Source organism: Pseudomonas sp. efr-133-TYG-103a, assembly GCF_030209235.1.
GTDB lineage: Bacteria > Pseudomonadota > Gammaproteobacteria > Pseudomonadales > Pseudomonadaceae > Aquipseudomonas.
Map to the genome: position 1 here is coordinate 264,047 of NZ_JARVSK010000016.1, position 11,507 is coordinate 275,553.

The window sequence follows — 11,507 nt, forward strand, 5'->3', positions numbered from 1 at the left end:
GGTCAAATCTGACAGGGCAGGCGGCCGAAGTTGCCTGAGTGCGAGCTCTGGCGTGCTTATTGTTCCGGCGACGCGGCTTTCAGGCCTTCGTTGATCAGGACCATGCTTTGTGGCGAAGACAGCGGAATGCCGAGCTCACGCAGACGCCCCAAGACCGTGAACAGCAGATCGCTTCTCGCACCGCCCACCGAGCGCGGGCTGTTGACGTAGCCGCTGACGCTGATGATCACGCCGGTGTTGGTCAGGTCCTTGAAGGTCACCGACGGCGCCGGCGTGTCGAGGATCGCTTCGTGTTCGGTGAACGCGTGCAACAGCAGCTCGCGGATTTTCAGGACATCGGTGTCCAGCGGCAGGGTGAGGGAAATCCCGACGACCCCCAACGCATTGCCCATGGTGACGTTGCGCACGTTCTGCGTGATGAACTGCGAGTTCGGCACGATCACCGTCGAGCGGTCGGACATCTGGATTTCCGTGGCGCGGACATTGATGCGGCGGATGTCGCCCTCGACCCCTGCCAGGCTCACCCAATCGCCGACCTTCACCGGCCGTTCGGTCAGCAGGATCAGGCCGGAAATGAAGTTCTGCACGATAGCCTGCAGACCGAAACCGATCCCCACCGACAGCGCGCTGACGACCCAGGTCAGGTTGGTCAGGCTGATGTGCAGCGTGGACATCACCACCGCCACGACCAGGACGAAGCCGATGTAACCGATCAAGGTCACCAGCGAGGCTTGCATGCCGGCGTCCATAGTGGTTTCGGGCAGCAGTCGCTCGCTGAACCAGCGCTTGAGCACGCGCACGCCCAGCAGCCCGACCACCACGCAAATCAACGCCATCACGATGTCGCTGGGCACGATGTTCAAGTTGCCCAGCGATTTGGACGTGACGTCGAGTTGCGCAAAGCTATCGAGCAGATCGCCAGGGCTTGAACCCGAAGGCAGGAACGCGAGCAGCACGGCCGTGAACAGCAGCAACGTACGGCCGATCCCGGCAAGTACCGTGCTGGCTTGCGCCTGGTGGCGCGGCGACAGGCCCAGTGCCGAACCCAGCGCCATGCCACCAGGCTGCTTGGGCGACAGAAGCGTTTCGCAGATGTCACCGAAGCAGGCGATCAGCAGATAAGCAGTGGCTGAAACCACGCTGATCCAGAGCAGCTTGACCGCCAGAAAATACGCCAGCGTCAGGTAGCCGCCCAGCAGGGCCAGCAGGCTCAATCCGGCCCAGACCGCCACGACGAACGGAATCAGCCCGGCGAAACCGGCCAGCCGTTCCAGCTCGAAGCGACGACGCACCCGGCGGTAACGCACCAGCGCGAAAACGAACACCAGCGATATCACCAGCGCGGTCAGGCCGTTGACTGCAACCGTCAGCGCCAGGCTGCTGGCGATTACGCTGTTGATGCGCTCCTGGGTGCCGATGATCATCAGCGCCAGCGCCAGCACGACCGGGAAGCGGCCCATCGCCGTGGCAATTTCGTTGGGAATCTGCGGCAGCCGCCAGGAAGGGTGGGGCAGCATCAGCAGCGCCCGACCCATGCCGACGATGAAGGCACAGAAGGTGATCAGCGTCTGCACCTGATCGAGCAGATTGACCACGTCGTTGCTGAGCACCGCACCGCTGACAATCCCCCAGCGCAGCAGGGAAGTGGCAGTGGTGATGGTGAGAATGGTCGACAGCCCGACGGCCAGTGCCAAAGCGCTTCGACGCAGGCGACCTTCCGGCAGCCAGCGAATCATTGCCCAGATCAGCAAGCGCTCCAGCAACCGCCGCACCACCACCCAGATCAGTACCGCGCCCAGCACGACGCTGAACAGAAACACCCGATTGCCCGGCGCCAGCGCCGTGTTGAATACGCGGCGTACGTCGGTCAGCAAACCGTTCATGCGGCCCAGATCGTCATCGGTAGGACGAATCAGCGTGGACCAGAACGCCGAGCTCAGCGGGCTGGCCGTCCGTGTGCTGATCTGCGAGTCGAAAAGGCTGCGGCGCAGGCTGAAAATCTGCGTCGCCAGATCCCGCGCGGACTGGCTCAGCGTGTTGGCCTGACGTTCATCGTTGACCAGCGCATTCTTCTGGTTGGTCAGGGTCTTGCGCTGGGCGGTCAGGGTCGACGCTTCGTCGGGTTGCACCGGCCCCAGAATGTTGAGCTGATCGTTCAGGTGCTCGATGTCAACGCCTTGCTGAGCGATCAGCGCATCGGCCTGTTTCTGCACCTGCAACGCCGCCTGACGCAAATTGGAGAGCAGGTCATCGTTGGCGCTGCCCGTGACTTTTTGCCGGATCTGATCCAGTTGCTCATTCAGGTCATCCAGGCTCGGCGCCTCGACGGCCGGCGTCGCGCTGTCAGCGTTATCGACCGAGGGCGCCTGCGCTGGCGCCGATTGAGCCATGGCAGGCGCGATGATGCACAGCAGCAGCGCGAGCAGTCCGGCATAAAAACGGTTGGACGAGACGTGCAGCATTCTCTTTCCTTCTTGCGTTAAGCGGCTCGACCCTGTCCCTGCGTGAAGCCATGAGTGTGAACGTCAGGCGGCGACCGTCGCGCGGCAGCCCGGGCGCGTCAAGCCGACGCCAGGGACAGCGGGCGGCCCAGACCTTTTTCATAGTGCGACAGAAAATACTGCCACTCCACATCGCTCCAGTAGGAATGACGACGCAACTGCGGAATGTCGTGCCGGGCAGCGCGCAACGTACTGGCGCGACCGTGGGATTTCTCGAGATCCAGCAGCGCCAGTTCGAAATCCGCGCCACGCTCGGTATCCAGCGCCTTGATGAAAATATGTTTGGAGCGCATGCAGCCATGCTGCCAGCGGCCCAGGTGCATGCGCGACAGCAGCACGGCGAGCTTTTCCAGGACTTTCAAATGCTCTTCCTGAGTCAGCTGCGTGCGAGCGCCCTGGTCATACCAGGTGTCCAGGTCCTGAAAGCCGTTGAGGTCTTTGGTGACCAGAACGCCGTGCCAGACACCTTTGACTTTTTCTGCGCCGTAGTAGATCGGCTGAGGGGCAGTGACACCCAGTTGCATCAACCTGGAAAGCGCCCGGCCTTCACGCATGACGGTCGGCCGGCCGAGCGGGTATTTCAGGCTGCGGAACAGGTGGCCGGTCTGACGCTTCACATACACGGTCTTGCCATCATGAACGACACGCTGAACACCGCTTGTGCCACTGCGTCGCACATTGGGCTCTTCGACCCACGGACCCGAGGTGCTCCACCAATACGAAAAATCCTGCTCACGTTGGCGCATTGCGCACTCCCGTTTCAAATTATTGTTAATAAATATTCAGGCAGTTATGCCCGAACATGGGTGCGAAAGACCGTCACGGTTGCCCCATGGCTTCACGAAATCGTCCGCAGACGCCGCTTTTTGCAGAAGACTTTGCAGATTCGCCAAGGCCTTCGCGCCGACTCAACATTGCGGGCGGTTCAGAGACCTTTGCCGACATCAATAGTTGCACCATCTTAAACTGTAACACGCTGTTGCACCTCATTCTCGACTTATCCCCCGGCGCAGGACCGGCTTAACCGGGAAGGCATCTGACGTCCTGCCGGAATATTTCGGGGTGATCACACGGTCTTCTTCCCGGCTGAAGCCGGTCCTACAACGCGCGTCCTGCGCACACCGCATCCCCGCGTACACCTCGTTCAAACCGTAGGACCGGCTTTAGCCGGGAAGGCGTCTGACGCCCCGCCGGAAAATTCAGGGTGATCACACGGTCTTCTTCCCGGCTGAAGCCGGTCCTACCACGCGCGTCCTGCGCACACCGCACCCCCGCGTACACCGCGTTCAAACCGTAGGACCGGCTTTAGCCGGGAAGGCGCCGGACGCCTCACCGCAAAATCAAGGCGTCAATGCGCGGTGCTGGGAAATGGGCCGCAGTGCTCAAAATCAGAAATAATCGGATCCAATAGGGAATTAATTCGTCAGCGAAGGCTCTAGGTCGTGGCGCATGGCAACTTGTCCGTGCGCCAGCCTCACACGTTACAGCGCCGTCTGACGGCGAAGCCAATGCGGACGGCGCTGCTCAATCCACACTGACAGGGATGCAACCTCTACATGCCAACCACTTCTTCGACGGTGCCCGCCAGCGGCGAACTCGTCGCCACGTTTCGTTATGGCAAAGGCTTTTTAATTTTTCTGTTGATCTTCGGCGCCGTCATGCTCGCCATGGCCGTCTTCGTTCTGTACCTGAGCACCATCCTTCCGGACGCAGCTTCCGAGCCTGTCGCCGTGACGACACGAAGCACAGGCACGGTCCAGTTCTCCAGCACCGCGATGCTGGTGTATGCCACCAGCGCGTTCCTGGCGCTCATCGGCATCGGCGCGTTCGGTGTGCGTGCGTGGCACAAGAAGATGCGTCTGAGCCAGTACGAGCTGTATGAACACGGCATCGCCGAGACTACTCAGGGGAACACGACCTACCTGCCGTACACCGAGATCGAGGATGTCTACCTGTTCAGCTCAGGTCAGGCGGGGTTCTCCGGGCTGATCACCAATCTGGCCTATCGTCGCAACGCCTCTGAGCTGTTGCGTCGGGTCAATGAAGCGTTGAAGGGTTTTCAGGACTTTCAGCAACGGTTCCGCGAGTTGTATCTCAACGCTCGCCAGCCAGTAGTGCTGGAGACCCTGCGCGCAGGCGGCAGCGTAACGTTCAACTGCATCGATTCCGCGCAAGTCTGGCGTAAACGCGCAGCCGGCAATTTCCTGGAGATCAAGACGCTGCCGATCGTGGTGTCCCGCGATGCCTTGCAGGTGCAGGGCAGCAGCGTGCCGATGTCCTCCCTTGGCAGCGTCGACCTCTGCGCCTGGAGCGAGAAAGTGGTGATCAAGGATCAGGCCGGCAACGTGGTGCTGTCGACCGTGGCGACCGGCATTCTGAGCCACGACCTGTTCCTCTCCACGCTGGTTTTGCTCAAAGACGGCCAGACGCAGGAACCCTCCCACGCTGCGCCTTTGACGGCCTGATCACTGGCTTGAATTGAAACAAACGGAATCGCGGATCAATGTCGGAACACACCATTTACAGCGTCAAAGGGGAAAGCGAGGAACTGAAGGCGGCCGTGGCCAGCGCCCGGACGACCTTCAAGTTCTTCTGGCGAGAGTTGTCGTGGGAATCGCGCAGGATCGTCAAGTGTCTGGATCTGGCGGCGGTCAAACTGTCGTTCACTCTCGACCCGGACGACCCTCAGATACCCGCAGTCGAAAACATGTGGGTGGGCAATGTCGAGTTCGACGGCCAGACCATCACCGGCGTGCTGATGAACGAACCTCGCTGGGCGACGTCATTGCAGGCGTCGGATACGGTCTCGTTGCCGTTCGAGGCCCTTAATGACTGGATGTACGTACGCAACGGCCACGTCTATGGTGGATTCACCGTGGACGCTTTGCGCGCGGGCATGAGCGAGGACGCTCGCGATGAGCATGACAGGGCGTGGGGGCTGGATTTTGGCACGCCGGGCCTCGTTGAAGTGGTGCCCGCCCCGGATGATCAGCAACCCTGGCTGCTGTCCCGAAACCTGGACAGCGCAGAGGATCGGCAGACGCTCGCCACTCTGGAACACACCGAACATCCAATGGCGTTGGACATGCGAGAAAAAGTAGAGGAGGGGTTGCAGGAGCATCCGCACGTCATTCACGACTACGATCCGGCGGGCTGGCTGATGCTGCACCGCGAAGTGCTGGCAGGGAATTATCCGGTGGTTGCTGCGCTGCTGCGCCACGGCGCCGATCCGCTGGCACCCAATGTTCATGGGCAGACCTCGCTGGCGCTGGCAAGCGCTGCGGGCTGGCCGCGAATCGTCGACTTGCTGCAACGCAGCGCCCCGGAATATCACGGTCAGGTCCCGTCCCGCGGGTTCCCTCTGTGGCCGATCGGCTTTGCACTCATGGCACTCGGGCTGGGCTGGCTGTACTACTTGGTGATTCACCCGCTGCAGGAGACCTGGGGCGGGCGCTCGGTCGAGATCGCCCGTTCATGGGATTTCCTCGGCGCGGTCATGGTGTTGGGTTATGGCATCGTATCCGGCACAGGCCCTTGGTACTTCAGGTTGCGCATGCGCACGCCGCAATGGGGCGGCTCGCGCGTGCTGGATCTGATCGCGCTGCTGATTGGCGCGGTTATCGCCTTCACGCTGCACGACCAGCTTCAACATTATGTGATCGGCTTCCACAACAGCACTCGCTAGTGCCACTCAGACCTGTCAGGCCTTCGATTCCTTGGTCCCCAACACATCGCGAATGCCATCCACCACGTTGCTGTCCTTGATCACGTCGTTCAGCCAGCCTTCCAGCGGCATGTTGCCCCATTTGATCGCGCGCTCGATCAGGTAGGGCACAGGGCTTTGCGGCTCGGTCTGTTTGAAGAACTGCGCCACGCCGGCCAGCAGGGTAAAGGCCTCGTCGCGGGTCAGCGGGGTTGTGCGCAATGGCGCTGGTGCGGTGTCTTTCGCGGTCATGGCCATGGCGCCACCTGAAGTATTCGGGGCCTCGATCGCGGCCGCAGGTTCGGATGGCGCCTGCGCTGCGGGAGCGTTGAGTTCGACGCCACGGTCTTTGAGCAGTTTTTCGGCGAGTTGCGCGGCACGGGAAAGGATTTCGACCAGCGCGGCGAAGCTCGGTGCTTCATGGCCGAACAGTTGATCGGCAGTGGCCTGCAGCTGACGACAGGCGTGCAGGCTGTCGTTGATTTCAGCAGCCTTGCGCACGAAGTGTTCAGTGTCGGTGAGGACCACCGAGCGCTGGAAGATTTCCGCATTGATCTTGCCTTCGTCCAGCGCGATGCGCATGGCCTGCTGATTCTGCAGGGCAAGGTTTTCAATGTGGCGCGACTCGTCGTAGCGCAACAGGCCGAAGCCGTCGCCCTGAGTGATGGGCAGGCCACCGACCACATCGGCCAAGGTGGTTTTCAGCCAGGCCAGTCGGGCGGCGCGCTCGTCCAGGCCCTCATCGAGCGCCGGATACAGGCCATCCCAGAACTGCCGCAGGATTCGCTCGGCCAGGGTCAGGCCGAAGGTGATTCCCTGGAAATGGTATTTGTGCGCAAGCGCTTCACTGAGCCAGGCGACGAGCATCAGGTCCTTGCTCTGCTGAGCAAGTCCCTGTGCGGCCAGGGTGATCGTCAGGTCCCAATCCGATGATTTCAGATCGGTCTGCCAGTCACCCTGGGTAAGGTAATCAGGGTCTGCTCGACGAGCCTCTTTGACGTTGTCGAACAGCGTGGAAAAGCTCAGGTCTTCGCCGCTGCCTCCATTGATCGGCGCTGTCAGTTCGGTCAGTGAAAGGTCGTTGAGAAATTCAGACATGGTCAACTCGGAAATGAATGAAAGAACACCATGCCGATCGGATCGGCATGGTGTTGAACAAGGGCCATCGCCATCGGCGGTGGCCCAGGGTGCTTACGCGATCACGCGAAAACCTTGTTGGCGGTACGGTCCCAGCCGCCAGTGACGTTACCGCCACCCTGGCCGTCGGCACGGCTCTGCTGGGTGTAGGTGGTTTTGATGCGTGCGAAGTTGAAGCTGATTTCTTCGATCGGCAGATCGCTCACAGCCTTGTCTTCGCCATCCTGGTTGCCACCGGCGATGGCCTTGACCGACGACACGACAACCTCTTCCAGGTTGATGGTCAGGTAGGTCAGCTTGTCGCCGCCGGCACGGTTGACGTTCAGCTGGATCTTGGCGATGTGAGTGCCTTTGCAGCAGGCTTCGAACAGCTTCGCGGACGCCTTGTCGACGGCTTTGCGAATGCTGAAATCGCTCAGCGCGACGCGCTCGGACGACGCACCACCCGAGGAGCTTGCAGTCGCCGAAGTCGCTTGAGTGGCGCCGTATTCGTAGCCCAGAACTTCGATCCAGTCCTTGTGCTTGTCGTCCAGCACTTCACCTGGAATCCCGTCGATCTGAATATATGCGTCAAATGCCATTTTTTACGTCTCCATTTTCTTACATTTAAGGGCCAGCCTTACCTGCGGCCAGATCTCAGCCCCTTGATTTGACCTCCTTGATCATTCAAGAGAGGTCTGTTGCCGCTGCCTCAGCCTCCGCACGCAGAGGCTCAGGCGCCGGTTTCTTCTGAGCGGTATGCGTACTCAGTTGAGCGCGCGCACCTCGATTTCCACCCGTCGGTTAGGCTCCAGGCATTGAATGAGTTGCGGCCTTGGCAACTGCATGTCGCACTTGACCAATGGTTTCTCGCTGCCTTCGCCCACGGCCTCGACCAGTTCGGCGGGCACGCCCTTGCCGACCAGATAAGTCTTGATGGTTTGGGCACGTTGCCTGGACACCTGCAGGTTGCCTTGCGGGTCACCCAGCTGGTCGGCGTGGCCGGCGATGATGATCTTGCCGATGTTCGGGGTGCTCAGCAGCTTGCCGGCGATTGCGCTCAGCTGGCTCTGGCCCTCGGTTTTCAGGCTCTGGAAATCAGCGCGGGCAAACGCGAACAGCGTGTCCGACTCAAGGGTGATCGTCTCGATCGAACGCAGCGACTGCGACAGCAGGCTGTTGATGTAATTGCGCGAGCTGGACGTCAGGAACGCGTTGTCGAGGATCCTCGGCACGTCCGGTTCGTGGATCTGATCGCTGTAGAAATTGACCTGGCGGCTGGCGAGCTCGTAGTCGGTTCCCGCATTCGGGGCGACCGCGTAGGCCGTCATGTTTTTGCCCGTCTGTCGTGCGATGGCGGGGTACCAATAATCCGGAATTCTGGCTTTGAGGAACGCCGGGTCTGCCTTCTCGCGCTGGGAGCGTGACAACATCACGTAGGTCTCCAGCGTGGCCTTGCCGAAGTCGGCAATCGACTGAGCGCGGTTATCGGCCGGCAGGGCTCGGGGCTCGACGCTGTCCACGCCGGTGACGGGCATCAGGTCCTTGGCGTTGCGCTGATACACCTTGATCGTGGTCAGCAGATACAACGACCGGGTCAGGTTGTCGGCGGTTGGTTTGAGCATCACGGTTTCAAGCCGGCTGAAGTAGCGGCTGCGCAATACCGGCTCGATTTTGTAACCCTGGTACAGGCCCAGACGCAGGCGCAGCGGAACGCCCTGATCGTGATGCCGCGCGTAATAATCGGCGGTCCAGAAACGCAGCCGGTCAAGGGTCTGCCAGGACGTGTACTGCTGCGGCGTGGCTTTGTCCTGCGCCGCTGCTGCGGTCAATTCCGACGACAATGTTTCGATGGCGGACGCGTTGTTCCAGTACGACCAGCCCCACAGACTGCACAGCAGCAGCGCGACCAGACTGGCGCCGCCCACCCACGCCGCCTTGCGGCGACGCTCGCGGAAATTGGTGGTGTACAGCGCGACCAGATGCTGGTCCGGAATGATGACCTTGCGAAACAGGCTGTTGATGAACAGCGGCTGCGGTTGCGCGTTGCCGCTGGCGCTCGCCAGCTCGGCTTGAAGGTGAAAACGCTCGCTGACCTGGCGAGTGTGGCCGCCCAGTTCCGGCGCGTCGGCGTCCAGCGCGCTGGTGAAATAGAAGCCGCGCAGCAGTTCCGCGTTCTGGTACGGGTTGGCGCGCAACAGGGCATCGACGAACTGCTGCAGCCTGGGCTTGAGCGCCGCCAGTTCCAGCGGGAAACGGTAGACGGCGGAGTCCTGCCGAGTGATCTGAATGTCCTGCAACACCAGTTGCTGACTGGCCACTTCCTGCCAGTACCGGGTCAGTTCGTCCATGGCGACGCCGAAGCGCTGACCCCAATCGGCCTTTTCGTAATCCTTGTGCGTGAAGGTCTTGCCCATCACCTCGCCACGGGCGACCTCGTCCAGGCGCCGGTAGAAGGCGCTGAAGCCCGGCACCAGGTCGCATTTGGTGAACACCAGATAGACCGGCAGGCGCACTTCCAACAACGAGTGGGTTTCCTGAATGCGCTCGCGCAGACGTTTGGCAAGGCGCTCCTGATCCTCCACCGAGCTCTGCAGGATGTCATGAATGCTCACCGTCACGATCAGCCCGTTGAGCGGACGCCGCTGGCGATGTTGACGCAGCAACTGGAGAAACGCGCGCCACTTGCCGGCTTCTTCCTGGTTGTTCATGTAGCGCCCGGCAGTGTCCAGAAGCACGGCCTCGGAGCTGAAAAACCAGTCGCAATTGCGCGTGCCGCCCAGCCCGGCGACCCGCACGCCTTCGCGTTCGGCATACGGGAAATTCAGGCCGGACTGATACAGCATGGTGCTTTTACCCGCGGCCGGCTGGCCCACCACCAGGTACCACGGCAGTGCGTACAGCGCGTCCTTGCTGGCGGTGCCGCGGGGCTTGTTGCTGTGCAGGCGGTCGATGCTCTGCAACAGACGTTCGCGCAGCAGGCTGACTTCTTCGCGGTCGGCAGGGCTGGCGTTGAGCACCGCCTGATCGGCGTCATCGCGCAGCAGGCCTTCCAGGTTGTGATGCCGCGAAGCGCCGCGATAGAGCAGCAGCACGTAACCGGCGGACAGGACCAGGAACAGACCGATACCGGCCAGCAGGCTGTGCAGGGAATTGAAGTCCAGCGCGCGCCCGATGGCCCACACCACGAAGAGCGTCAGAAAGAAACAGATCCCCAGAATGTAGGGCTGATAACGCAGAAAGTAATACTTGATCTTGTTCATACAGACTTCACATCCGGCGCGTCGACAAAACGGTCGATGACGTCATAAAGGGGGCATTCGGAGTCAGGAAATTCCGGCGGCCGATGGTGTTCGTCGAAGGTCGCGAAGTTCGCCAGTACGTCATAGTTGCCCGTGCTGTCGCCATTGCCGGTCAGCACGGCGTACAGGCTGTGGGCGCTTCGGGACGGAAAGCAGAACAGCTTCGGGCGCATGAAGTCATCGGCCAGCACGCTCACCTGCGGCGATACCCGGTTCACACTCAGGCGTGTCAGCCAGTCGACCCACAGATCCGCGGTGGGGTTTTTCAGGCCGCGCTCGGCGGGCAAGGGCAGGCACACGCTCGGCGCATCGGCGTGATGCAGCGGGCGGCGCAGGGCATGCAGCCGGGTCAGCACCGCATGGGTGATGAACTCCGGGTAAGAGTTTTTCAACGCGTCGCTGATGTCGCGCAGGTTGAAGTTACGCAGAAACTTTTCATGCACCTGGCGGAACAGCGCGAAGTCCTGACCTTGCAACGGGCGCAGCGCCCGGATTTTTTCAAACAGCAGCGCCGGCTGTTCACCCTGCACGCCAAGGTGCAGCAGCGACTTGATCTGCGCGCAGAACAGTTCGCTTAGCGTGAACGGGTTGATCAGACGTTCATTTTCCAACGCCTTGAGCGTCTGGAAAATGAAGAACGGATAGCGTCGCTGACTGGCATCCATCGAGCTGATCAGACCGCCCAGCAGCCAGTTGCCCGACCGCGCACGGTAGGAAAAGAAACACACCGGCAGGCGATCGAACAGATTGCGCCAGTCCTCGCGCGGATGAATCGACGCCAGCGAATCCTGCAGCCAGCCGTCGAATTCGCAGACCTCGTCAGCGGCGCCATGCAGGCTGACGAAGTCGGCGCTGGCCGGTATTTTCCCGAAGCAACCGATCATC

At 61.2% G+C, this 11,507-nt stretch carries 8 protein-coding genes; 2 read left to right on the forward strand and 6 right to left on the reverse strand.

Annotation, left to right across the window (positions count from 1 at the left end; genetic code table 11):
- Positions 1 to 56: 56 nt before the first annotated feature.
- Both QRN36_RS15050 and QRN36_RS15055 read right to left on the reverse strand, forming a co-directional pair.
- On the reverse strand, positions 57 to 2,462 hold the full coding sequence (locus QRN36_RS15050) for a DUF3772 domain-containing protein (protein ID WP_285424771.1): 2,406 nt from the start codon (positions 2,460 to 2,462) through the stop codon (positions 57 to 59).
- Between the two features lie 98 nt (positions 2,463 to 2,560).
- Positions 2,561 to 3,247, reverse strand: coding sequence for a lipopolysaccharide kinase InaA family protein (locus QRN36_RS15055; protein ID WP_285424772.1), 687 nt, complete (start codon positions 3,245 to 3,247; stop codon positions 2,561 to 2,563).
- Between the two features lie 810 nt (positions 3,248 to 4,057).
- Here QRN36_RS15055 and QRN36_RS15060 point away from each other — a divergent pair.
- Together QRN36_RS15060 and QRN36_RS15065 are read left to right on the forward strand one after the other, a co-directional pair.
- Positions 4,058 to 4,966, forward strand: coding sequence for a hypothetical protein (locus QRN36_RS15060; RefSeq protein WP_285424773.1), 909 nt, complete (start codon positions 4,058 to 4,060; stop codon positions 4,964 to 4,966).
- A 38-nt stretch (positions 4,967 to 5,004) separates the two neighbouring features.
- Positions 5,005 to 6,186, forward strand: coding sequence for a DUF2314 domain-containing protein (locus tag QRN36_RS15065; RefSeq protein ID WP_285424774.1), 1,182 nt, complete (start codon positions 5,005 to 5,007; stop codon positions 6,184 to 6,186).
- A gap of 15 nt (positions 6,187 to 6,201) precedes the next feature.
- Here QRN36_RS15065 and tssA read toward each other — a convergent pair whose 3' ends face one another.
- The 4 genes from tssA to tagF form a co-directional block, all read right to left on the reverse strand.
- On the reverse strand, positions 6,202 to 7,302 hold the full coding sequence (tssA, locus tag QRN36_RS15070) for a type VI secretion system protein TssA (RefSeq protein ID WP_285424775.1): 1,101 nt from the start codon (positions 7,300 to 7,302) through the stop codon (positions 6,202 to 6,204).
- A gap of 101 nt (positions 7,303 to 7,403) precedes the next feature.
- Complete coding sequence (locus QRN36_RS15075) at positions 7,404 to 7,922, reverse strand: type VI secretion system tube protein Hcp (protein ID WP_285424777.1); 519 nt, start codon at positions 7,920 to 7,922, stop codon at positions 7,404 to 7,406.
- A 165-nt stretch (positions 7,923 to 8,087) separates the two neighbouring features.
- Entirely contained in the window at positions 8,088 to 10,583 is a 2,496-nt protein-coding gene (tssM, locus tag QRN36_RS15080) for a type VI secretion system membrane subunit TssM (protein ID WP_285424778.1), read from the reverse strand.
- Positions 10,580 to 11,506 carry a type VI secretion system-associated protein TagF gene (gene tagF, locus QRN36_RS15085; protein WP_285424780.1) on the reverse strand — a complete coding sequence of 309 codons (927 nt, stop codon included), beginning with the start codon at positions 11,504 to 11,506 and terminating at the stop codon, positions 10,580 to 10,582. Before tagF ends, tssM begins: the two co-directional genes overlap by 4 nt.
- Position 11,507: the final 1 nt, after the last annotated feature.